Below are 24,064 nucleotides of genomic sequence, written 5' to 3'. Positions count from 1 at the left end.
CACTTATATTTTAACAACAAAAGTCACAATTCCCAAATAGAATGTTTGGGAAAGATTTCTAAATTTTGTAACAATTGTCACAATTCATTCGGTGAAAGCTACCATGTCTATCGTTACTTTGTCCGAGTAAGCGCACAAACGTTTTTTATACTGGCGGTATAGCGCAAGAACTAATGTGATGGGGATAAAATTATGAAAGAAAATATTGTGGCAGATGCACGTCTGCGAAAGATGGCTGAAGATGGTGGGGGTAAGAAATGGTTAATTCGCGGGGCGGCGACGCTGGCGATGTTAGGTGGCATTGCCGCGGCGCCGCAAACGGAAACGGTGACGAATCACGTCGACCGCTTTTTTGAGTCAGTCTTGCATATGGCAACAACCAGTGTTGAAGCTGCGGAAGTTTCGAAAACAATTAACGATATTACGGATGCGAATGTAGATTTACCACGAGCAACGGGGGCAAATTCATCCTCAGGGACGACCAATTTTACGGGATTTGGGACGCAGGGTAGCAGTGCACAAGCTGGGCGTGTGGTTCAAAAGGGGACAACCTCGTGGTGGACGATGACGACGGGGTCTGATCAATCCGGTAAATTAGTTTATAACACGGCCTTGGACACAGGGGAAGATTTCACGGTCACAGGTAACATTTATGCAGAAGGTGACTTTTGGCAAGGTGATTTCGTCGGTATTTTCGTTGCGCCACAATTACCAAGCACGCTGGGAAATAACGGTGCACCGGGGTCTGGTCTTGGAATTTACGGTTATGGCAATTTAGGCGGTATTAAAAACGCCACGGCTTTGGGCTGGGACATGAATAAAGCGGGTGATTCATATTTTGGTGACCCAAATGGTACTTATCCAGCGATGGTGTTACGTCAAACCAACGCTTCGGCAGGTGTCGTGACACTAAATACTAATTACGCATCAGCTTGGCAACCGGGTAAAGGAACGGTGACGTCAGACGCGACGACCCAAGGTAAAGGAACGCCGTATACGTTGACCTATGATGCCGACGCGGGGGATAGTGGTCGCGGAATTTTGACTTTGACGATGGCTGGGAAATCAGTCTTCGTCCAAATTGATAAAAGTACAATGCCGTATCTATCGGTTGGTGTGAATACAACTGGTGGGACGGGGTCGTGGACGAAATGGGAAGCAACCATGGATGTCAAAGGATCACGTGAACCGATTCCGGTAAATGTGACCTATAAAGATGAATCCGGTGCAGACTTGTTGGCGGCGACTAAAGTAACCGTCGGGGATGGACAATCAATTGGGATCACCGGTCTATCACCGACCGTAACAGGTGAGTCGGTGACCTATAACGCCCCAACGATTCCAGGTTACTATGCGACAAAGGCAAATACGGTGAGTGCAAAGGTTAATGATGCCAACAGTTATAACTATACGTTGGGGGTCGTGTATGCCAAATCATACCAAGCGGCCACTGTGACGAAAGCGGGGTTGAATGCTAATAATACTGTTAAAAATGGCACCGCCACGGCAGCAACTGGTAAGACTGGTGATGCCATTACGATTACAGATGATAGTCTGAAAGTGGCGGGGTATACCTATAAAGTCACGGGACCGAATGGTAAAACGTACGACACGATGCAGGCGGCTTTGGTTGATAATGGTAAATTTGATGCGACCGCTAACGGTAGCACCACAACAGATAGTGCCATGCAAAACTTTAAGGTTGATTACACGGCCGACAAGCAAACTGCGACATTCACCTACAGCGGCGGGCCGACGGATTCTCGGAACGTCCAGCAAATCGTTGGTCAGACTGATGCGTCATTAACAACCGGAACATCCACGCCAACTGGTGGATATATTTACGCCCCGATGGGTTATCGGATTGACACAGCGGCTTCTCAATTAGCGAGCGGTGTGCAATTGAATTTAAGTACGGGTAACTTAACAGCGTCTGTCTATGGGACGTTTGATGCCAATACGTCGGTGGATCAAACGTCACAAATTGTGTTTGCCCCAATTACGCAAACTGCCAAACTGACCCAGAATATCAATGGGACAGTAACGGATGTTGAAACGAAGAACGGGGGTGCAACAAGCGAGATTGGCTTTACCGCAACTGATCAGTCGTTAGCTAAAACTGGTTATACCTACACGGTGACTGGACCGGATAAGCAGACCTACCCAACATTGGCAGCCGCCTTGGCAGCGACGCCAAATTACGATACGACGCCTAATAGCACAGATCAAACTGATGGCACGCCACAATTGTTTTCGGTGGTCTATACCGATACCCAAGCACCGACCATCACAACTGGTAAAGACACCTTTAATGTCACAACCGGTGCGGGTGTCACGGCGGCTGATTTCTTGGCTGGTGTAAATGCGCAAACCAGTGATAATCAAATGGCTGGTGATGTTAAGGTGACGTCGAATTATGACTCAGTTGTTAAGGATGAACCAGGGACTTATACGGTTACGATTACCGCAACGGATGAGTCCGGGCTTCAAACGACCAAGCAGGTGACGGTCGTGGTGACTGAAACGTCACCGTATGACCAAGAATCAGCGGTGGAATCCGCTGCGGCAGCGCTTGAGTCAACATCACGTGATGCGACGAAAACGACGGCCGATGTGCAAGCTGCCCAAGACGCGTTAAATCAAGCCTTGGCTGATGCAAAAACCGCGCGTGAGACAGCAAATAGCAACGCTGCGGCGGCAATTACAAATGCAACGACCCAGGATGTGGCGGCAGATGATGCCGTTGCCCAGGCCATTACGGCTGTGCAAACCGCCCAAGCAAATGCCGCGGCGAACACGGGCACAACGCAGGCAATTGTTGATGCCACAACGGCCCTAGAGAAAGCGGTTGCGGTGGCTTCAGCCCAAGCAATTGTAACTAATCCAGTGAGTCAAGAACCAGACGTCAAGACGGCCCAAAGTGACTTGGATACGGTGTTGAGTAACCCAGACGCGACAGCAGCTGAGATTGCCACCGCGCGTGATGCATTGAAACAGGCGGTGGCAGACGCCGTGACGGATCGAGACGCCGCCAAGGATACGGCTGCTACGGCGAATAATGCCGCGGCCACTTCAGCTGCTGCGCAAGACCAAGCGGTCATTGACGCGCAAGATAAGTTGGCCCAAGCGATTGCGGCTGCCGACGGGAATTCAGGCACGACGCAGGCGATTTTAGATGCCGTGGCTGAGTTGAATACGGCGGTGACAACGGCTGAGAAGGCCCAAGAAACAGCTAGAGCTGCTGCCGCTGCCGCCTTGGCTGCTATGACACCTGTGTCAAATGAAGCGAATGTATTAGCGGCTGCCAAGTCACTGAAAGAGATTTTAGACAATGAAAATGCCACGGCCGCTGAAATCGAAGCAAAAACAACGGCTTTGACGGATGTTGTTGCTTCAGCCAAAGAGGCACGTGATACACAAGTGACAGCCGCGAATAATGCGGTTACAGCCGCAGAAGCCGGCGATAACGCCAATGACCAAGGGGTTAAAGACGCAATCGCAACGTTACAGCAGGTTGTATCCGATGCAACCAATGAAGCAACGAACACTGATTTAGGGCATATTGCCTTGACGCAGGATATTGCGGACGCGATGATCAAGTTAGCTGATGCGATTAGTCAGGCTCAGAGTGATCGTGCAGCGGCGGTGGAACAAGCAACTGATGCAATGACAGCAGACAATACCACACCGGTGAGTTTGGAAGATGATACCGCTTCCGCCAAGGCGACCTTACAAGCGGTCCTTGATGATCCGACGGCAACCGCTGCTGATATCACCGATGCGATTAATGACTTTAAAAATGCGATTGATGATGTCCGAGACGATCGACAAGTCGTGGATGAGGCAGCCGCCGACGCATTAACGACTGCCACGAATTCTGGTTATGCCGATGAACAGGCTGTGCAACAAGCCATGCAAGACTTGCAAGATGTTCGTGATCAAGCAGCGGCCGATGGCGCGACATCAGCTGATATTACGGCCGCCCAAACGGCGCTAGAAAATGCACTGGCGGCTGCTAAAAGTGCGCAAGACCAAGCAATTGCAGATGCGCAAGCGATTGCCACTAATCCTGTCACGAATGAACCCGAGGTTGTCGCAGCGACTCAAAAGTTGGCGGATTTGGTTGCGGAGGCAGCAGATGGTGGTGACGTCTCGACGGCTGACATTGTCGCTGCTGGCCAGGCAATTACTGCGGCTGTTGCAGCTGCTGAAAGTGAGCGTGATGCTGCGAATGATGCTGCTCAAACAGCGATTACAGATGCGCAAGCGACAAATCAGGCTGAAGAACCAGGCGTCACGGCGGCGATTTCGCATTTGCAAGATTTGCTCACCCAGGCAGCTAATGATGATCCTAATGCGCTGACAGCTGATATTATTGCGGCGACAGCGGCGGTTAAGCAAGCGGTCCAAGATGCCGCACAGGCCCAACAAGATGCCCGTGATGCTGCGAATGCGGTTGATACGGCACCGGTTTCGTCAGAGCAGAGTGTGGTCGATGCCAAGAACGAGTTGGCCAAGGTAGTTGGTGATCCAACCGCCACGGTGGCTGAAATTAATGCTGCCCAACAGGCTTTGGAAGATGCAGTTAATGACGAAAAAGCAAAACGTGATACCACGAATGAGGCAGCTGATGATGCGTTGACGACGGCGTCAAATTCTGATCAAGCTGACGAACCAGCAGTGATTGCGGCGCAAAATGCGCTACAACAAGCCCAAGCAAATGCAGCGAATGACGCGGGCACAACGGCTGAAATTGCCGACGCCACGAAAGCATTAACGGATGCGATTGCACAAGCCAAGGCAGATCAGCAGACGGCTCGTGATGCAGCTGCAGCGGTTGACACGGCGCCAGTTTCAAATGAAAGTGGTGTGAAAGCGGCACAGACAGCACTCGACAAGGTGCTAGCTGATACTGGTGCGACGGTTAAGGAAATTGAAGATGCCACCAACGCGTTGGAAAACGCGGTCGACGCGGCCAACAGTGATCGTGAAGCCGCCAACACCAAGGCGGATAGTGCGAAATTAACGGCGGCTGGAACAGCGCAAGCAAATGAACCGGGTGTACAAGCTGCCATTGCTAACTTAACCGCCTTGCAAAATCAAGCGGCAACAGATGATGCTGGTGCGCTGACACAAGACATTTTGGATGCGATTACGGCCTTGCAAGATGCCGTGACGGATGCGGCGGGTGACCAACAGGAAGCACGTTTGGCAGCTGACAATGCCCTTGCACAGACGAAACCAGTTTCGCATGAATCTGCCACACAGGATGCGATGACAAAACTGCAAACCTTGTTAGCGGATGATAGTGCGACAACGGCCGATATTCAAGCGGCTACCAAGGCGCTGTCGCAAGCAGTATCGGATGATACGAAGGTTCGTACAGCGGCAAATACGGCGGCAGCGAGTGAAATTGCGAGTGCGCAAAATTCAACAGCGGCTAATGATGCCACTGTGCGTGATGCTGTACAAGCGTTGCAGGACGCCGTGAAAACAGCGGCGAGTGATTCGCCAGATGCCGTGACGCAGGATATTTTGGATCGTATTTCAGATTTGAAAGCTGCGGTAACAGCGGCGGAGCAAGCACAAGAAACGAAACGTTCCGAAGCGACCGCAATCTTGGCAGATGACAGTGAAACGCAGCCAGTGACCTATGAGCAAGCTACGGCGGATGCCAAGGTTGCCTTGCAACAAGTGATTGATAATCCACTTGCCACGGCCGCTGATTTACAGACAGCAATTGATCAGTACCGTGACACAGCGACGGCGACGCGTGCGGTCCGGGATGATGCGATGACGGCGGGATCAGATGCCGTCACGAGTGCGCAAAACTCTGATCAAAGCGGGGATGATCGCGTGGTGACAGCTATTCAGAATCTGCAACAAGTGATGGCTACGGCCGCCAGTGATTCGCCGGATGCGTTGACTGCGGATATTGAAGCAGCTATTAGTGCGGTCAAGCAAGCTCAGGTTGATGCGGCTAAGTCACGAGCAGAAGCGGCTGATCTGGCAACGGCAGCCTTGCAACAAACTGGCCCCGTGACGAATGAGGCAGATGTCGCGACGGCTCGTACCAATTTGCAGACATTAATTGATGATCCAACTTCAACGGAACAAGATTTAAAGAATGCGATGACCGAGTTAGCGACAGCGGTAACGGCAGCAAAGACTGACCGGACGACGACAAACAATGAGGCGAACAAGGCAATTACAACAGCTACGAATGGCGACCAGTCAGCAGCGCCAGCGGTTCAAACCGCCATTCAAAATTTGAAGGATGTGATGGCGACGGCGGCGAGTGATTCGCCAGATGCCTTAACTGCTGATATTGCGACTGCGACAGCCGCCTTGCAACAAGCGGTCGCGGATGAAGACGCGGCCCAAGAAACGGCACGAGCCACGGCTGCTACAGTATTGTCAGAGACGGCCCCAGTTTCAAATGAAACAGCGGTTGCGTCGGAAATTAACGCGTTACAGAACGTTCTGCAAGATCCAAAGGCCACGGCCGCTGAAATTACAGCTGCTGTCACTGACTTACAAAGTGCAGTTCAGACAGATACTGGCACGCGAAATACAGCAAATGACGACGCGGCGACAGCGATTGCGGACGCCGAGAATAGTTCATTGCAGAACGAACCACAAATTGAGAATGCGATTGCGAATTTAAATGCGATTCGTAAACGGGCGGCGGCTGATTCAAGCGCTAGTTTGACGGCTGATATTATCGCAGCAACGGATGCGTTGCGTCAGGCAATGACCGATGTTGCCCAATACCAAGCTGACGCCCGGGCTGACGCTGCTGAAGCACAGCAGGCGACCACAACGGATGGGACAACCATTCATCCAGAGATTGCAGACAGTAAAGCTATTTCCGAGGATACGCAGACTGCGTTGACTGACGCGGTGAAAGCCTTGAATGACGCGTTAAAAAATCCAGATACACCATACGCCGATATTAAAACAGCAACTGATGATGTGTTCGAGGCTGGCGGAAAAGCGTTGACTGAAGCGGCAACACCATACAGTGATAATGCGACGGTTGAATCAGCGCTGGCGACAATGCAGACAACGCTGGCCGATCCAGATGCAACCGCTGCTGAAAAGCACGCTGCGATGGATAGCTTGCGGGCCACATTTGCTGATGCCTCAGCTGCATTAACAGATGCGAAAACGGCAGCCCAGGATGCACTAAGTAAAACAGCGCCAGTTTCAAATGAAACGGCAGTCAAGGACACCGCAGATAAGCTGCAGAGTTTGTTGGCCGATCCAACGGCAACAAAGACGGCCATTGAGGACGCCACAAAGGCGCTGAACCAAGCGGTCGCTGATGCGAATACTGCCCGTGATGCGGCTAACCAAGCGGCTGACAAGTTGGCCGATCAGGCACAACAGTCGGCGGGTAGTGGTGATCCGGCGGTGGTCGCCGCGTTGGCCAAGTTGCAAAAAGTTCAAGCAGCCGCGGCGACGGATTCGCCAGAGGCGTTGACTCAGGATATTGTGGCCGCGACGCAAGCATTACAGCAAGCGTTAGACGCGGTGAACAGTGCCCGTGATGCGGCTAACGACGCGATAGCACAAGCTAAACCAGTTTCATACGAATCGGCAGTGGCAGCGGCAATCAAACACTTGCAGCAGGCGTTGGCCGATCCAGCAACACCAACGGCTGATTTGGCGAAGGCAGTTAACGCTGTAAAGACGGCAACGCAAGCAGCCAAAGCCGATCGTGATGCGGCTAATCAAGCGGCGGATGCGATGCGTCAGGCGGCAACAAAGACTGGTCAGAATGATCCAGCCGTCCAAGCTGCGGTGACAAAACTTGCTAATTTGCAACAATTAGCGGCCGCTGATAATCAGGATGCGTTAACTGCTGATATTAAGGCAGCGACGGATGCCTTAAAGGTGGCGATGCAAGCCGTTGATGATGTGCGGACGGCTGCGGATACTTTATTAGGGCAAACGAAGCCGGTGTCACATGAAGGTGCCGTAGCTGATGCAAGTAAGCAATTGCGAGTCTTATTGGCCGGTAATGCGGCTGAAGGCGACATTAAGAGCGCCATGCAAGTATTACAAACGGCTTTGGATAAGGCGAAGCCAGCTCGTCAACAAGCCCAAAGTCAAGCAACCGATTTGCTAACACAGGTGCAAAATAGTCCGGTACGCAATGAACCTGCGGTGCAAGAAATGATGCAACGACTGCAAGCGGTTATGGCTGCGGCAGATCAGGATGATCCCAAAGCATTAACTCAGGACATTTTGAACGCCATGCAAGATTTGCAGACCGCGTTTAACAACGCTCAGGCAGCCCGTGACACGGCTAACCAGGATGCGACGGCCTTAAAGAATAGCGTGCCGGCTGATATGGCCGACACGATTAAGGATGCTTGGAATCACTTGGCGGATGTGCAAGCGAAAGCGTCTCGTGGCGAAGCAACGACCGCTGATGTTGTTGCAGCGACTAAGGCGCTGGCCGATGCTATCGGTCAAAACAATGGGATTGTGAGTGGTCCGCAGGCGCGCCAAGCGCAACAAAATGCTGAACTGGCCACGCTGGGGGCGACGTATCAACCGACGATGACCACGTTACCTGCAGCGGTCCAGGCAGGCTACACGGCTATCCCGAGTGGTTACTTGCCATATACGGGGGCAGGTGTGTTGCCATATACAGCTACCGGTCGGACGTTGGCTGCCGGTACAGCTAACCGGGTGCTGCCGGACACTGGTCAAGACACGATGAGTTACTTAACCGCAATCGGGGTCTTCTTGTTTGCAAGTAATCTGTTTATGTTGTTCGCAGCGCGCCGTAAGCGTGAGGCTGAGGAAAATTAATTGAGAAGTGAAACGAGGACTGTCGGAGACGATAGTTCTCGTTTTCTACTTATGTAATCCGTAAGATTTCTATTCATGGTAAACTTAATGTGGTTATTTTTAAGTAAAACGCTAGAAGGAGCAGCACGGCATGTTTACCGATAAAAAGATTGTGTTAGTTGTCAGCGGTGGTGTCGCAGCCTATAAGTCAGCGATTTTTGCCCGCTTGTTGATGAAGGCGGGGGCGGTCGTTCGCGTTGTGATGACACAGGCCGCAACTGAATTTGTGACGCCAAAGACGTTTGAAGCCTTGACGCAGCAGCCGGTTGTGACCGATTTGTTCGATGCGCACAATGACAGCGTCATTGCGCATGTGAGTTTGGCAGATTGGGCTGATTATATTTTCGTGGTCCCTGCGACGGCTAATATCTTGGCAAAAATGGCGGCTGGCATTGGTGACGATGCCGCAACGTCAGTTCTATTAGCTCGGCATACCCCAGTTATTGTGGCGCCGGCGATGAACGTCAATATGTATGAAAATCCGGCAACGCAACGTAATTTAGCGACGTTGCGTGACGATGGGGTGATTGTACTGGAACCAGCTGAAGGTCTTCTAGCTGAAGGTTATGCCGGTAAGGGTCGTTTGCCAGAACCGGATGAGATATTAGCCTTGGCAGAATTAGCGCTGCATCAGCGAACGGGTCGACTAACGGGCAAGCAGATCATTGTCTCAGCTGGTGGGACCGTTGAACCAATTGATCCGGTTCGCTTTATTACGAATCGGTCGTCAGGGAAGATGGGGTATGCGATTGCACAAGCCGCAGCCGAGCAAGGGGCTAACGTGACACTTGTGACGTCATCCGATTTGCCAGCTCCAGCAGGTGTGCAAACAGTTCACATTCAGTCTGCCCGTGAATTGCTGGCAGCGATGACTGAACGATTTGAGACGGCAGATGCTGTCATTATGGCGGCAGCAGTCTCAGATTATCGTGTGGCAACACCGGCCGATCAGAAGATGAAAAAAGATGCGGCCAATCCGGGGTTGACCTTGGAGTTGGTTGAAAACCCGGACATTCTAGCGACGCTTGGTGCGAATAAAACCCATCAGTACTTGGTTGGGTTTGCCGCTGAGACGCAGGATTTAATTAATTATGCGCAACAAAAGCTAACAAAAAAGAACGCGGATATGCTGATTGCAAATGATGTCTCAAAGGCCGAAGTTGGTTTTGGTTATGATACGAATCAAGTGACAATTTTGACACGAGATGCACAACCAGAGACCTTGCCTTTGCAAACGAAAATTGCAGTGGCTCGTGAAATTATGCGACGTGTGACAGAAGCAGTAAAGGATTAAAAAATGGCACAAATTGGAATTGATAAGATGAGCTTCTTCTCACCACATCAATATATTGATATGACTGAGTTGGCAAACGCTCGTAATGAAGAACCTGGTAAGTACTTGATTGGAATTGGTCAGACGCAACAAGCGGTTGTGCCACCAACGCAAGACGTCGTGACGATGGCAGTCAATGCCGCAGACCAAATCTTGACACCTACTGAACGTGAAGAAATTGACACCATTATTTTTGCGACTGAATCAGGCATTGACAACTCAAAGTCGGCAGCGGTTTATGCACAACGATTGTTAGGGTTGAGTCCATACGCCCGCACGATTGAAATGAAGCAAGCGTGCTATGCCGGTACTTACGGTTTGATGCAAGCACGGGATTATGTTGCCTTGCACCCAGGTGCTAAGGTGCTGGTCATGGCATCAGATATTGCCCGTTACGGCCTCCACACCCCAGGTGAAGTCACCCAAGGGGCTGGCGCAGTTGCCATGTTGGTGACTGAGAATCCACGTATTTTAACGATTAATCGAGACAACCAATTCATGTCGCGTGATGTGATGGACTTCTGGCGCCCAGTTTACGCCGAAGAAGCATTGGTTGATGGTAAATATTCAGCTGAAGTTTACCGTGAATTCTTCCGTGATTTATGGGCTCGTTATAAGGAAAAGACAGGTTTAGCTATCGATGACTTCAAGGCATTTGCATTCCACTTGCCATTCACTAAGATGGGGTTAAAGGCCTTGCGCGATATCTTACCTGAAGCAGATGAAGCAAAACAAGCATTATTGTTGACGGAATTTGAAGCCAGTCGTGTTTACAATAAGCGCATTGGTAACTTATATACGGGTTCAGTTTACTTGAGTTTGTATTCACTGTTAGAAAATTCAACGACTTTAACGGCGGGTGATCGTTTGGGCATCTTCTCTTACGGTTCTGGTGCAGAAGGTGAGTTTTATTCAGTTGAATTGCAACCTAACTTCCGTGATGGGTTAGTGACCGGCCAAATGGATCACTTGTTTGATTCACGTGAATACATGACGATTCCAGACTATGAGGAAAACTTCATGGCCGGTTTGCACGGCGCAACTGATCGTGAATTTGATATCACCAAGGATGCAGCCAAGTTTGTATTGGCCGGTTTGAAAGATCAACAACGCGTGTATTTAGCACACTAATTAACGCGAAAAAATCAATAATTGTGCGAGGGTTCATCAAACGCACTGGGTACACTAATCGCAAACGACTAGTCAGGGGGAGTGCCTATGCAGCGACATGAACTACAGATTGGTGATATAGCCCATTGTGATGCTTCAGCAGCGATTAACTGTCCGTTTATTGGTAAAGTGATTCGCTGTGACGCAACCGATTATGAAATGGAAGTTTTGTTTATTCCGGAATTGACTCGTGAAAATGCCGCATTGCTTCATACGCAACAACGAGTTGCCAAGACAGCTTTGCAACCGTTCATGAATAAGCGGGATTTGCCGTCGATGAAAGGTTGATTGTTCGGCATTTGTCGGTTAAACTAATTGGGTAACACAAAAAAATCTGTAATTAGTTAAGAGGGAAAATTATGAAGCGCGTTTACTTAGCCGGTCCATTTTTTGACGATGACCAAATTGATCGTATTGAACGGATGGAAAAAGCACTTGCAGCAAATCCAACGGTTTCTGAATTCTTCAGTCCACGTACTGAACAACACGATGAATTTGAATTTGGTTCAAAGGAATGGGCAAAAGCAATTTACAAGGGCGACAAGGATCATCTTGATCCAGCCGAAGTTGTCATTGCGGTAATCGACTACGAGGGTGAACACGTTGATCCAGGGACTGCCTGGGAGATTGGTTACTCAGAAGCGGCAAAGAAGCCCGTAATTTTAGTGAAAGAGAAGGATGGGGGCATCAACTTGATGATGTCAGTTCCTGCTCACGCTGTTATTACAGACGTTGCAGATGTTGCAACATACGACTTCGATGCCTTGCCAGCGAACGAATGGGAAGGTAAGACTTTCTAATTTGGTTAAGCTTACCAGTGATTAACGGCACTCACCGCAAAGTGGGGGCCGTTTTTTTCTTGCAGTAGCCATTGAACTTATTACCGCTGTGCTAAACTAAACAGATACGAAACAGAACTTGAGAGGGTATTGTCGCATGCGAAAAATTGGCCGGTTGTTGTTGGCGTGGCTCGTGAAATTTTGGATTCCACTAGCCATTACTGTGGGGATGCTTGGTGTCGCAGTCGCAGTTACTACAGTGATGCTATATAAACAACAAATTACAGTACAAATCCCGAATATTACGATTCGAGAGAAGAAAGGAGTTGCCGGTACGCCGATATCAGTGTTGAAACAAGGTGAACATTTACAAATTTTAGCCAAGGATGATGGTTGGTACGAGGTGCGCCGTGAAGATGAGTCGACTGGGTGGGTAGCAGGCTGGCTGTTGGAACGGAATGAACCCTTAGACAAGATTACGCCGTTATCGGAATCAACAATCGTTTTGGACCCTGGTCATGGTGGATCGGATTCTGGTGCGATATCAAATACTGGCAAATTTGAGAAGACTTATACGCTCCAATTGGCACGGCGGGTGGCTAAGACATTGCGCCAATCGGGGGCACGGGTGATTATGACGCGTGATTCGGATAAAATTGTGTATCTGTCAAAAATTCCGCAAGTGGCTGAAAAGAATCATGCTGATTTATTTATTTCATTCCACTTTGATTCATCCCCAGAAGCGAACGAAGCGAGCGGGTACACAGCTTATTATTACCATAAAACAAATGGCTCTAAGCAACTTGCGACAGCCTTGAATAAAGCTATGGCGCCGACTATGCCGCTCACTAATAAGGGTGTTGACTTTGGTGATTTCTTGGTTATTCGAGATAATACAGTACCCGCGGTATTGCTTGAAAATGGGTACATTAACTCAGACACGGACTTCAAACAGATTAAGTCCGTGAAAACGCAGGAAAAAATTGCCAAGGCAATTCCAATCGGTTTGGAAAATTATCTTGATCAACGGGCGAAAAATGCCCAGTAACTTGACGTTGACTACTTTCTATAAGATAATGTTTTTCATAGATAGAACCGATGAGAAAGCAAACTTATTTTGGACATGTTTAGCGAGCAGGGTGTGGTGAGAGCCTGTCATTGTTAGGATAAGGGGACACTTTTTAGGTCGCAGCAATGCGCGTGTTGCCACGTTACGGCATGAGACCAAATTCAAGGTGGTACCGCGCTTAAAAGGCGCCCTTGACGATACGAGTGTGTCGTCGAGGGCGCCTTTTCCGTTTTTGCACCATCGGATTAATTGAGAGGAATTACGATATGGCTAAGCAATCATTCCAAAAGCCAAAGGGAACAGCAGATTTGTTGCCCGGTGAATCACTTAAGTGGCACTACGTTGAAGAAACAGCGCGTGTGTTGTTTGGTGACTACCAATATTCAGAAGTACGAACACCAATCTTTGAAAGTTTTGATGTCTTTGCACGTTCAGCTGGCGATACATCTGACGTGGTGACGAAGGAAATGTATGATTTCCACGACAAGGGTGATCGTCACGTTGCCTTGCGTCCGGAAGGAACCGCGGGTGTTGTGCGGGCGTTTGTTGAAAATAAGTTATTTGGACCTGAACATCAAAAGCCATACAAGATGTTTTATATCGGACCAATGTTCCGTTATGAACGTCCACAGGCAGGTCGCATGCGTCAATTCCACCAGATTGGAGTGGAAGCATTGGGGTCAGACTCACCAGCACTAGATGCTGAAGTGATTGCAATGGCCGTTGATTTCTTCCAAACGTTGGGTGTGACGAACTTGAAGGTTAAGATTAACTCATTGGGTGATAAAGCGTCTCGTGAGAACTATCGCCAAGCGTTGATCAATTTCTTGACGCCTCATTTTGATGAGCTTTCTGCTGATTCACAAACGCGTTTGGAGAAGAACCCTTTGCGTGTATTGGATTCTAAGGATGCCAAGGATCAAGCAATTGTTGCGGACGCCCCATCGATTTTGGATTATTTGACAGAATCAGCCCAAGCCCACTGGGATAAGGTGCAAACATACCTTGAGGCAATGGGAATTGATTATGAAGTGGATGCCAACGTGGTCCGTGGCTTGGATTATTACAACCACACGATTTTCGAAGTGATGACACAATCTGAAGCATTGGGTCATGGTTGGACAACGATTACCGGTGGTGGTCGTTACAACGGATTGGTCGAAGAGTTCGGCGGACCAGAGATGCCAGGGGTCGGCTTCGGAATCGGTTTGGAACGTTTGATGTTGCTGCTTGAATCAGAAGGGGCAACGTTGCCTGAACAAGCACCGCTTGATGTGTACGTTGCCAACACGGGTGACGGGACTGATGTGGTTGCCATGCAAATGGTCCAAGCGGTTCGGTCATTTGGCTACAGTGCTGAGCGTGACTACCAAGATCGTAAGTTAAAGGGCCAATTCAAGTCGGCTGATCGACTTGGTGCCCGCTTTATGATTACGATTGGTGAGCGTGAGTTGGCTGAACAATCAGCTAATTTGAAGAACATGACGACTGGTAAGGAAATTACGGTGAAATTGGCCGAATTATACACTGGTTTGCCAGAATTTATTGAAGACGAAGAAGTTACAGAAGAGGATTAAGAGATATGAAGCGTACAAACTATGCAGGCTTGATTGATGAAGCTTACCTTGATCAAACCGTCACGTTGCAAGGATGGGTGCAGAAGCGCCGTGATTTGGGTGGCTTGATTTTCGTTGATTTGCGTGACCGCGAAGGAATCGTACAATTGGCCTTTTCAGAAGAGATTAACGCTGATGCATTGGCGGTTGCCGAAAAGATGCGTTCAGAGTTTGTGATTGAAATTGAAGGGGTGGTTCGTTCACGTGCAGAAGGCGCTGTTAACGACCACTTGAAGTCAGGTAAGATTGAAGTTCAAGTGGCCAAGGCAACCATTTTGTCTGAAGCGAAGACAACACCATTCTATATTGAAGATGACATCAACGTTTCTGACGAATTGCGTTTGAAGTATCGTTACTTGGATTTGCGTCGTCCTGAGATGCAAAAGAACTTGCGTATCCGCTCAAAGATTACGGCGGCCACGCACGAATTCTTGGATGCCAATGGGTTCATCGATATTGAAACGCCATATTTGGCCAAGTCAACGCCAGAAGGTGCGCGTGATTACCTGGTACCTTCACGTGTGTATCCTGGTTCATTCTATGCTTTGCCACAATCACCACAATTGTTTAAGCAATTGTTGATGGGCGCAGGCTTCGACCGTTACTATCAAGTTGCGCGTGCCTTCCGTGATGAGGACTTGCGTGGTGACCGTCAACCAGAATTTACCCAACTTGACGTTGAAACGTCATTTATGACGCAAGACGAAATCATGGCTTTGGTTAACGAATGGGTTGCCGCAATCATGAAGAAGACGGTTGATGTCGAGCTGAACACGACTGAAATTCCAGTATTGGACTATGCTGATGCCATGGCCCGTTTCGGAACTGACAAGCCTGACATGCGTTTTGGCATGGAATTGCAAGATTTGTCAGACCTGATGGCTGACTCAGAATTTGGTGTCTTTGCAAACGCGGTCAAGAATGGTGGTCAAGTTAAGGCAATTGTTGTGCCTGGTGGGGCCGACAACTACTCACGTAAGGATATCGACAAGATGGCCCAATACATCGAACGTTTCGGTGCGAAGGGATTGGCTTGGTTGAAGATTACTGATGAAGGCATTACGGGACCAATCGCCAAGTTCTTGACAGCCAAGGGCGATGCGTTGTTAGCACAAACTGAAGCGCAGGCGGGTGATTTGATTTTGTTCGCTGCAGATTCAGCAAATGTTGTTTCAGCAACATTGGATGCTTTGCGTCGCATGACTGCTAAGGAAATGGGCTTGATTGATGACACCAAGTGGGCCTTCGCGTGGGTTGTTAATTGGCCATTGTTCGAGCACCAAGCCGAAGAAGATCGCTGGATTGCAGCTCACCACCCATTCACAATGCCAAATGAAGAAGATTTGCCATTGTTGGAGACGACAGATGGTGCGCACCAAGCACACGCGCAATCATACGATCTTGTGTTGAATGGTTATGAATTGGGTTCAGGTTCAATTCGTATTCACCGTATGGACATTCAGGAGAAGATGTTGTCAGCCCTTGGCTTCACCAAGGAAGCGGCCCACGATGCCTTTGGCTTCTTGCTTGAAGGAATGGAATATGGCTTCCCACCAATGGGTGGTATCGCCTTGGGGCTTGACCGTCTCGCCATGCTATTGGCTGGTCGTGACAATATTCGTGAAGTCATTGCGTTCCCTAAGAACTCAAAGGCCACTGAACCAATGACTGAGGCGCCAACACCGGTTGCGCAAGCCCAAATCGTTGATGATCTTGGTTTGACGGCACCTGTTTACGCAGACATTGAAGCGCCTAACATGTCTGAAGAATAATGACGACACAAAACGCTCGGGACTTTTCGTTCTGGGCGTTTTTTTGTTTCAAAAATGGGATACAAAAAAATCAGACTTTCATATTTTATTCACAAAATGAAACTATACTTTAATAAGTGGTGAGGAGGTTAGCCTCACGAAACAGAGAAAAATTTGGGGTGTTTATTATGTTTAAATGGCGACATTTAATCGCTTTAGCGGGGGTTACGCTAGGTCTGCTACTGGCAGGCAACATAACCGCATCCGCTGATCAATTATTTACAACAAGTCAGACAGAGACGCATACACAACCACTGTGGGTGAATGGTAAACAAGAGGTTGACGTAAGCTGGAATACGCCTTTGTTTACCAATGAAGACGTCGGTAAGTTGGATATGGGAGACGCCACGTTGCGAGCAGAGGTCGTTTCAAAATCTAACTTTGCGCTTAATGGTCGTGTGGCGGGCGAGGCCGATTGGCATCCCGGTACAATTACTGGGCCAAATCATGAACAGTATGATGGGTATGTGTTATTTAAGTCATCACGTGATTTAACGACGGCGGCAACCACAATGCTGTATGTGCGTTTTGGTCAGGGCGCGAATTCCGCGTATAACATGCAATTTGCGGTGTTATTTGTCAACGGTACGAATGCGAATCAAACGGAATCTTGGTATTCTAACTCGAGTTTGTGGGTTGGCATCCAGCACACTGATACGCCGGCGCCGAGCCAGCCAGAACCACCGCATGTCTTGCCGGCTGATCCAATCGCAACGCCGGAAGTTTTGCCGGCGGATGCTATTCAAATTCCTGATGTGGGCCTAATTGCACCACCGTCAGGTACGGATACAGGTGATATTAGTGCACCGACAGGCACAGATACAGGTGCAATCAGCGCGCCATCTGACACAGACACAGGCGACATTAGCGCACCATCTGGCACAGATACGGGTGACATTAGCGCACCATCTGGCACAGATACGGGTGACATTAGCGCGCCATCTGGTGTAGACACGGGAGACATTAGTGCACCGACAGGCACAGACACAGGTGATATCAGTGCACCATCCGGAACGGACACCGGTGATATTAGCGCACCGTCAACACCAGATACCGGTGACATCACGGTTAACGGTCAGACGGATGGGAGTCAACCTGATACACAGCCGGCCACATCATTGCCTAAGCAAGCTGATGATGAAGAGACTGATGCAACGCAACAGCCACCAGTAACCGATTCAGATGGGGACGATGCTAAGATTGGACCAACTACGGACAATGAGACGACCGTTGGGCCGGAACAACCGGCAGCACAAACTGATGACAAGTCAGAAACGGCTCAGTCTGGTGACGGTATTCCCGTTGCTGATGAAACGGTTCAAAGTTTGGGGACTGACACCCCAGCAACAACTGTGACTGATGCGCTGTCGAATCAAGCAGCAACCTTACCTGAGACTGGGATGAAGCGTCAGTCAATCTTGACAGTCGTTGGGTTAGGCATGCTGATTTCGCTAGCAGGCATGATTTTGGTTAAGAAAATACGGTAAAGCAGACGGAACTTATGGACCAATTGGTTTATAAGTTTTTTTGTTTATCCGGCGCAGATTTGCAATTAAGTGATAAAATCATAAAGTACAAATCGAAAGAAGCGAGAAAATGGACCAGATAGAACAGTATTTTAATCGTCATCAGTATTCAAGTCGGATTGGTAGCGCAATGGTATATGCCGTTGCGTCTGCCGTAGCCCTTAATTTTTTCTGGACGCCCGGACATATTTATTCATCCGGATTTACTGGTTTAGCCCAGTTATTAAATACCCTCTTAGAACGATTCGTCGGCTGGAAGGTGCCTGTCGGTGTGTTGTTGTTGCTGATTAATGTGCCACTGATGATTACGGCTTATCGTAAAATTGGTAAGCGTTTTGCGATGTTTACGGCCGTTGCGCTGGTTTTGGCGGCCGTCGCGATGCGCTTGGTGAGTCAGCCAGAACAATTGTGGACGCATGACCCACTTGTAATGGCAATCTTTGGTGGGGCCGTTAATGGGTTCGGAACTGGCTTAGCTTTGCGTAATGGCTTATCAACGGGTGGTCTGGATATCATCGGGATTTTGGTTCGTCGCAAAACTGGCATGAAGATGGGCGCGGTCAATTTGACCTTTAACTTCTTTATTCTGTTGGCGTCAGGTTTCTTATTTGGTCCACAATATGCATTGTATACCGGGATCGGCCTAGTGGTTAACGCGCGCGTTATCGATTTGGTCTACACACGTCAACAAAAAATGCAGGTTATGATTGTAACGGAAAAGCCTGATTTGGTGATTGAAGCGATTCAGCGAGATATTCGTCGCGGCATCACCATTGTCCACCATGCCGAAGGTGGCTATAATCACCACCATAAGGAAGTTTTGTTTACAGTCATTTCAATGTATGAACAGTATGACCTACGCGATGCAATTTATGATGTCGACCCACAAGCTTGGGCATCATTGTGGCGTATCGACCGCACGTTTGGCCGTTTTTACGAGCCAAAATTGTAAACAATTGGTTAAAAAATCTAATTATCGACAAAGCGTTGACAACAGCGCCTATTCTGGTAAACTATTAAAGAACAAAAGTGTGCGACATATATAAAAGTTGGAAACTTCACACGGGAAGGGAGGGTAAACATTATGGCAAAGACTGTTGTTCGTAAGAATGAGTCTCTTGATGATGCTCTCCGTCGCTTCAAGCGTGGTGTATCAAAGGATGGTACCTTGCAAGAGTACCGTAAGCGTGAGTTCTACATCAAGCCATCAGTACAACGTAAGTTGAAGGCTGAGGCCGCTCGTAAGCGCAAGAACAAGAAGAGCCGTTAATTCGACTCTTGCCGGGCTACCTTATTGGTGGTCCGGTTTTGTTTTATAATCATAAAATAAGTCAAACAACATTATTTGGAGGAAAATAATCATGAGTTTGCTAGAACAATTGACGTCAGATATGAAGGAAGCGATGAAGGCCAAGGATAAGGTAACGCTTGGTGTTGTCCGTATGGTTAAGGCGTCTGTATCAAATGAACAAATCAAGTTGGGTCACGATTTGACGGCTGATGAAGAATTGGCAGTTTTGTCACGCGAAATGAAGCAACGTGTCGAAGAGATGGAATCATACAAGGATGCTGATCGGGCAGACTTGGCTGAAGAAATCCAAGGTCAAATCGATGTGTTGAAGCGCTACATGCCTGCACAAATGTCTGAGGAAGAAGTCGTTGCCATTGTTAAGGAAACGATTGCTGAAGTTGGTGCGTCATCAAAGGCGGACTTGGGTAAGGTGATGGGTGCCTTGATGCCTAAGGTTAAGGGTAAGGCTGACGGTAAGTTGGTTAACACAACGGTGCAATCATTGTTGGGCTAATTATGTCACAATGCGGGGTGATGCCCCGATACATATATGTTTGCGGTATAATAGTACTGTAATAAAAAATATTGCGAATTAGAGGGAATCCATTTTTGGCAGCACAAGTTGAAAAAATTTATCGTTTTGAAAATGCCGAGCAAGAAATTGGCTTGGTTGGACCACAAGACAGCAATTTGAAGTTGATTGAAGAGGGCGTTGGGGTGTCTTTGTCAGTCTTTGGTGATCAGTTGACCATCAAAGGTGAAGCAGAGTCCGTTGATGCAGCTGAGGCAATCGTTGTTGAATTGACGAATTTAATCAAAAAAGGTGTTAAGCTAAACGCAACTGACATCGTTTCAGCGATGAAGATGTCTGAACGTGGTACGCTAGAATACTTTGGCGATATGTACACTGAGACTTTGATCCGAGATGCGAAGGGGCACCCGGTTCGTGTGAAGAATTACGGTCAGCGCCGTTACATTCAAGCGATTCGTAATAACGACATTACGTTTGGTATCGGACCTGCCGGAACTGGCAAGACGTATTTGGCCGTCGTCATGGCAGTGGCAGCACTGAAGCGTGGGGATGTTGAGAAAATCATTATCACACGTCCTGCCGTTGAAGCTGGTGAAAACTTAGGGTTCTTGCCCGGTGATTTGAAAGAAAAGGTCGATCCTTACTTGCGACCAATTTATGATGCGCTGCATGCCATTATTGGCGCGGAACATACAGAACGTCTGATGGATCGTGGGACGATTGAAATTGCACCACTTGCCTACATGCGTGGTCGTACCTTGGACAACGCCTTTATTATTTTAGATGAGGCACAGAACACAACACCACAGCAAATGAAGATGTTTTTGACCCGCCTTGGTTTTGGCTCGCATATGATTGTGAATGGTGACGTGTCACAGATTGACTTGCCAACAAAGGTACGGTCAGGCCTGATTCAAGCCAAGCAAGTGTTGGCAAATGTCTCACATATTACATTTATTGAATTTGCCGCGGATGACGTTGTACGTCACCCAGTCGTTGGGGCGATCATTAACGCCTATGACGCATTTGATGCCGCAAAAAATAAGCAAACAGAGAAGAAGGATTAAAGATTATGGATTTGGCGATTATTGACCAATCAAAGCCCGGAGTACCGGCAGAGCAAATTGAACTTGTTGAAAAGGTGCTAGATTACGCTGGTAAGTATATGAAGTTGCCAGATGATACAGAGATGTCAGTCACTTTTGTTAACAATGATGAGATTCAACGTTATAACCGTGAGTATCGCGGGCTTGATAAGCCAACAGACGTCATTTCTTTTGCAATTGAAGAAGACGGTGACGATATGCCACTGATGATGGATGAGGATATGGCTGAAGATTTGGCCAAAAATATCGGTGATATTATCGTGTCTGTGGATAAGATTGGTGAACAAGCCGAATACTTGGAGCACTCATACGAACGTGAGCTTGGCTTTTTGGTCGTTCATGGTTTCTTGCACTTAAACGGTTATGATCACATGCGTAGTGATGAAGACGAAAAGATTATGTTTGATTTACAACGCGAGATTTTGGATAGCTATGGACTTACACGATAAGAAAAAGGCGACCGAACCGGCGCCACAAATTGAAAAGAATACGCACTTTCTACAAGCGCTAGGCCATGCCCTCGAAGGAATTGGCCAGTTACTTGTTCGCGAACGAAATATGCGCTTTCATATTTTTGCGGCAATTGTCGTCTTACTTGTCGGGATATATGTTAAGCTAGGACGGTCGGACTGGCTGTGGATTACGGTGGCTGTTTTTACCGTGATTATGGCCGAGTTCGTTAATACAATGGTGGAAGCAATCGTTGATTTGATTGTCGGTGAAAGTTACCACCCATTGGCGAAAGTCGCAAAAGATGTGGCTTCTGGGGCTGTTTTGGCAGCCGTTGCCTTCGCAATTGTCGTGGGTGTGTTGATTTTCCAGCCTTACATCTTGCCGAATTTGCAGATGTTGCTGGGATAAAGTTGTGCGTGGTAACACGTGGATTATACAGAAAGAACAGAGATTTTATACATGAGTGAACAAGGATTTAAGTCAGGTTTCGTGGCCTTGGTTGGTCGTCCAAACGTTGGTAAGTCAACGCTTTTGAACAAGATGATTGGTGAAAAGATTGCCATCATGTCACCTAAGGCACAAACAACCCGTAACAAGATCCAAGGAATTTACACCACCGATGAGGGTCAAATCGTCTTTATGGATACACCAGGTATCCATAAGCCTCATAACTCACTAGGTGATTTTATGGTGAAGACAGCCATGTCAGCTTTACGTGAAGCAGACATGGTTTGGTTCTTGGTGAATGCCGACGAACCACGTGGGGCCGGGGATGATTTCATTATTAATCGCTTAAAGGACACGAAGACGCCAGTTTATTTGATCATTAATAAGATTGACTTGGTGAACCCAGCAGATTTGTTGACGATTATTGATGATTACCGCCAACAAATGGAGTTTGCCGAAATCTTCCCAATTTCAGCTTTGAAGGGGGATGGCGTGCCTGAATTGTTGGATTTTGCGATGGATAAGATGGCAGAAGGTCCACAATATTACCCAGCTGATCAAATCACGGATCACCCAGAACGATTTATCATGAGTGAGTTGATTCGTGAAAAGGTCTTGCAATTGACACGTCAAGAAGTGCCACACTCAGTTGCGGTGGTGATTGATAAAATTGAGCGTCAAGATGAAAATCACTTGCATGTGCAAGCGACGATTGTTGTTGAACGACCAACGCAAAAGAACATTGTCATTGGTAAGCAAGGGGCAATGATCAAGGAAATCGGTGTGCGGGCACGTAAGGATATCGAACGTTTGCTTGGTGATAAGATTTTCTTGGAGACATGGGTTAAGGTTGAAGAACGTTGGCGTGATAAGCCACAAGCACTTCAAACTTACGGTTACAAGGAAGATTCAGATATTTAATTTGGCGAGAAAGAGACTACCTAGTCTCTTTTTTACTAGGGGATGGGTATGGCAGAAGTATTTGATGCAATTGTGATGTACCAGCAAGACCGCAAGGAAAAGGATCTGATGGTTAAGATGCTGACCAAGCAGGGTGGCAAGCGGATGTTTTACATTAAAAATGGCAAGTCAAAGCGGTACCAATTCGCAGCGGATGTCCAACCGTTAACGGTCGCCACGTTTGAAGGAACTTTAAATCCAACCGGTTTGAGTTTTATTAACGCTGTTAAAGAGAGCCACCAATCACGTGAATTGATGATGGACGTCACAAAGAATGCCTACATGACTTACATCTTAGGGTTGATTGACGCGGCATTTGTCGATAATCAGCCGATTGGTAAGTGGTATGAATGGGCCCGCTTGGCGATTGAAAAAATTGAGAGAGGTCTGGATCCACAAGGCATTGCCAATTTTTTTGAAATCAAATTGTTGCCGGCATTCGGTCTTGAACCGACTTGGGGTGAATGTGTTGTTTGTGGTCGACGTGATTTACCACTTGATTTCTCCGAGAAGCTAAACGGGACACTGTGCCAGTTGCACTGGGATCAAGATGAACAACGTATGAATGCTAATCCACGTTCTGTGCGTGTGCTATCACAACTTAACAAAATTGACCTAAAACAGTTAGGTTCGTTGTCGCTAAAAGAAGAGACTAAGCATGATATGGCACGCGTGATGGATAAGATTTATGATGACCAAGTCGGCGTACATTTACGTGCCAAAAGTTTTATTCAACAACTAGACGGCTGGTCACAACGTCTCGCCCAACGCGGCCAACAAAAGCCAATTGACGAGTCAAAATAGATGACAGGTAGCGCTAATATCACTTATAATAAGTGTATAGTAAAGAAGCGAACGGAGAATTGACATGGATTTTGATTTGGATAAGTTGAAGGACCAAGCTGGTGATCTTTTGGAAGGCGCTGACTTGAACGAATTGAAGGAAAAGGCCGGTGACTTGCTAGGCGACAAGGCGGACATCTTAGATAACGTTGATATGGATGACGTTAAGGATAAGTTGTCAGGATTCCTTGGCAAGTAAGTACGGTATGAATCAGTTAGAAAGCGATGTCCCTTTTGGGGGATATCGCTTTTTATTATGCCCG

18 protein-coding genes are annotated in these 24,064 nt (G+C 48.0%); all 18 read left to right on the top strand.

Going from position 1 to position 24,064, the window contains the following annotated elements; translation table 11 throughout:
* The first annotated feature begins 192 nt into the window (after positions 1-192).
* The 18 genes from ESE_RS0106395 (at position 193) to ESE_RS12360 (ending at position 24,000) form a co-directional block, all read left to right on the top strand.
* Positions 193-8,826, top strand: a complete 8,634-nt coding sequence (locus ESE_RS0106395) for a hypothetical protein (RefSeq protein ID WP_029237471.1) — start codon at positions 193-195, stop codon at positions 8,824-8,826.
* 130 nt (positions 8,827-8,956) lie between these two features.
* Positions 8,957-10,159: a bifunctional phosphopantothenoylcysteine decarboxylase/phosphopantothenate--cysteine ligase CoaBC gene (coaBC, locus tag ESE_RS0106390; protein WP_010373004.1), complete on the top strand. Its 1,203-nt coding sequence runs from the start codon at positions 8,957-8,959 to the stop codon at positions 10,157-10,159.
* Positions 10,160-10,162: 3 nt separating this feature from the next.
* Positions 10,163-11,329: a hydroxymethylglutaryl-CoA synthase gene (locus tag ESE_RS0106385; RefSeq protein WP_010373002.1), complete on the top strand. Its 1,167-nt coding sequence runs from the start codon at positions 10,163-10,165 to the stop codon at positions 11,327-11,329.
* 87 nt (positions 11,330-11,416) lie between these two features.
* A complete protein-coding gene (locus tag ESE_RS0106380) occupies positions 11,417-11,656 on the top strand; it encodes a hypothetical protein (RefSeq protein WP_010373000.1) in 240 nt (79 codons plus the stop codon).
* A 71-nt stretch (positions 11,657-11,727) separates the two neighbouring features.
* A complete protein-coding gene (locus tag ESE_RS0106375; RefSeq protein WP_010372998.1) occupies positions 11,728-12,168 on the top strand; it encodes a nucleoside 2-deoxyribosyltransferase in 441 nt (146 codons plus the stop codon).
* A 136-nt stretch (positions 12,169-12,304) separates the two neighbouring features.
* Positions 12,305-13,195 carry an N-acetylmuramoyl-L-alanine amidase family protein gene (locus tag ESE_RS0106370; RefSeq protein ID WP_010372996.1) on the top strand — a complete coding sequence of 297 codons (891 nt, stop codon included), beginning with the start codon at positions 12,305-12,307 and terminating at the stop codon, positions 13,193-13,195.
* Positions 13,196-13,482: 287 nt separating this feature from the next.
* Positions 13,483-14,793 (top strand): histidine--tRNA ligase, encoded by a 1,311-nt coding sequence (gene hisS, locus ESE_RS0106365; protein ID WP_010372993.1) that lies wholly within the window; start codon positions 13,483-13,485, stop codon positions 14,791-14,793.
* 5 nt (positions 14,794-14,798) lie between these two features.
* A complete protein-coding gene (gene aspS / locus ESE_RS0106360; protein ID WP_010372992.1) occupies positions 14,799-16,604 on the top strand; it encodes an aspartate--tRNA ligase in 1,806 nt (601 codons plus the stop codon).
* A gap of 167 nt (positions 16,605-16,771) precedes the next feature.
* A complete protein-coding gene (locus ESE_RS0106355) occupies positions 16,772-18,130 on the top strand; it encodes an LPXTG cell wall anchor domain-containing protein (protein WP_010372990.1) in 1,359 nt (452 codons plus the stop codon).
* Positions 18,131-18,239: 109 nt separating this feature from the next.
* Positions 18,240-19,121, top strand: coding sequence for a YitT family protein (locus tag ESE_RS0106350; protein WP_010372988.1), 882 nt, complete (start codon positions 18,240-18,242; stop codon positions 19,119-19,121).
* A 132-nt stretch (positions 19,122-19,253) separates the two neighbouring features.
* Positions 19,254-19,439 carry a 30S ribosomal protein S21 gene (rpsU, locus tag ESE_RS0106345; RefSeq protein WP_003610426.1) on the top strand — a complete coding sequence of 62 codons (186 nt, stop codon included), beginning with the start codon at positions 19,254-19,256 and terminating at the stop codon, positions 19,437-19,439.
* A gap of 91 nt (positions 19,440-19,530) precedes the next feature.
* Positions 19,531-19,974: a GatB/YqeY domain-containing protein gene (locus tag ESE_RS0106340; protein WP_010372984.1), complete on the top strand. Its 444-nt coding sequence runs from the start codon at positions 19,531-19,533 to the stop codon at positions 19,972-19,974.
* A gap of 95 nt (positions 19,975-20,069) precedes the next feature.
* Positions 20,070-21,059, top strand: coding sequence for a PhoH family protein (locus tag ESE_RS0106335; protein ID WP_010372981.1), 990 nt, complete (start codon positions 20,070-20,072; stop codon positions 21,057-21,059).
* A gap of 5 nt (positions 21,060-21,064) precedes the next feature.
* Positions 21,065-21,547 (top strand): rRNA maturation RNase YbeY, encoded by a 483-nt coding sequence (ybeY, locus tag ESE_RS0106330; protein ID WP_010372976.1) that lies wholly within the window; start codon positions 21,065-21,067, stop codon positions 21,545-21,547.
* Entirely contained in the window at positions 21,531-21,959 is a 429-nt protein-coding gene (locus tag ESE_RS0106325) for a diacylglycerol kinase family protein (protein WP_010372974.1), read from the top strand. The genes ybeY and ESE_RS0106325 overlap by 17 nt, the downstream gene beginning before the upstream one ends.
* A 51-nt stretch (positions 21,960-22,010) precedes the next feature.
* Positions 22,011-22,919: a GTPase Era gene (era, locus tag ESE_RS0106320; RefSeq protein ID WP_010372971.1), complete on the top strand. Its 909-nt coding sequence runs from the start codon at positions 22,011-22,013 to the stop codon at positions 22,917-22,919.
* A gap of 48 nt (positions 22,920-22,967) precedes the next feature.
* Positions 22,968-23,762, top strand: coding sequence for a DNA repair protein RecO (gene recO, locus ESE_RS0106315; protein ID WP_010372968.1), 795 nt, complete (start codon positions 22,968-22,970; stop codon positions 23,760-23,762).
* A 64-nt stretch (positions 23,763-23,826) separates the two neighbouring features.
* Positions 23,827-24,000 carry a hypothetical protein gene (locus ESE_RS12360; RefSeq protein ID WP_010372965.1) on the top strand — a complete coding sequence of 58 codons (174 nt, stop codon included), beginning with the start codon at positions 23,827-23,829 and terminating at the stop codon, positions 23,998-24,000.
* Positions 24,001-24,064: the final 64 nt, after the last annotated feature.

Origin of the sequence: Weissella cibaria KACC 11862, from assembly GCF_000193635.1 — a bacterium.
Lineage (GTDB): Bacteria > Bacillota > Bacilli > Lactobacillales > Lactobacillaceae > Weissella > Weissella cibaria.
The sequence above is the reverse complement of the archived record's forward strand: the minus strand, read 5'-3'. Positions and strand labels throughout refer to the sequence as shown.

Bases quoted from the DNA above. Each gene is read 5' to 3' on its own strand.
- ESE_RS0106340 (WP_010372984.1), top strand. From the start codon at position 19,531: ATGAGTTTGCTAGAACAATTGACGTCAGATATGAAGGAAGCGATGAAG.
- ESE_RS0106380 (WP_010373000.1), top strand. From the start codon at position 11,417: ATGCAGCGACATGAACTACAGATTGGTGATATAGCCCATTGTGATGCT.
- ESE_RS12360 (WP_010372965.1), top strand. From the start codon at position 23,827: ATGGATTTTGATTTGGATAAGTTGAAGGACCAAGCTGGTGATCTTTTG.
- recO (WP_010372968.1), top strand. From the start codon at position 22,968: ATGGCAGAAGTATTTGATGCAATTGTGATGTACCAGCAAGACCGCAAG.
- ESE_RS0106385 (WP_010373002.1), top strand. From the start codon at position 10,163: ATGGCACAAATTGGAATTGATAAGATGAGCTTCTTCTCACCACATCAA.
- ESE_RS0106355 (WP_010372990.1), top strand. From the start codon at position 16,772: ATGTTTAAATGGCGACATTTAATCGCTTTAGCGGGGGTTACGCTAGGT.
- ESE_RS0106395 (WP_029237471.1), top strand. From the start codon at position 193: ATGAAAGAAAATATTGTGGCAGATGCACGTCTGCGAAAGATGGCTGAA.
- aspS (WP_010372992.1), top strand. From the start codon at position 14,799: ATGAAGCGTACAAACTATGCAGGCTTGATTGATGAAGCTTACCTTGAT.
- hisS (WP_010372993.1), top strand. From the start codon at position 13,483: ATGGCTAAGCAATCATTCCAAAAGCCAAAGGGAACAGCAGATTTGTTG.
- coaBC (WP_010373004.1), top strand. From the start codon at position 8,957: ATGTTTACCGATAAAAAGATTGTGTTAGTTGTCAGCGGTGGTGTCGCA.
- ESE_RS0106325 (WP_010372974.1), top strand. From the start codon at position 21,531: ATGGACTTACACGATAAGAAAAAGGCGACCGAACCGGCGCCACAAATT.
- ESE_RS0106350 (WP_010372988.1), top strand. From the start codon at position 18,240: ATGGACCAGATAGAACAGTATTTTAATCGTCATCAGTATTCAAGTCGG.
- ybeY (WP_010372976.1), top strand. From the start codon at position 21,065: ATGGATTTGGCGATTATTGACCAATCAAAGCCCGGAGTACCGGCAGAG.
- rpsU (WP_003610426.1), top strand. From the start codon at position 19,254: ATGGCAAAGACTGTTGTTCGTAAGAATGAGTCTCTTGATGATGCTCTC.
- era (WP_010372971.1), top strand. From the start codon at position 22,011: ATGAGTGAACAAGGATTTAAGTCAGGTTTCGTGGCCTTGGTTGGTCGT.
- ESE_RS0106375 (WP_010372998.1), top strand. From the start codon at position 11,728: ATGAAGCGCGTTTACTTAGCCGGTCCATTTTTTGACGATGACCAAATT.
- ESE_RS0106370 (WP_010372996.1), top strand. From the start codon at position 12,305: ATGCGAAAAATTGGCCGGTTGTTGTTGGCGTGGCTCGTGAAATTTTGG.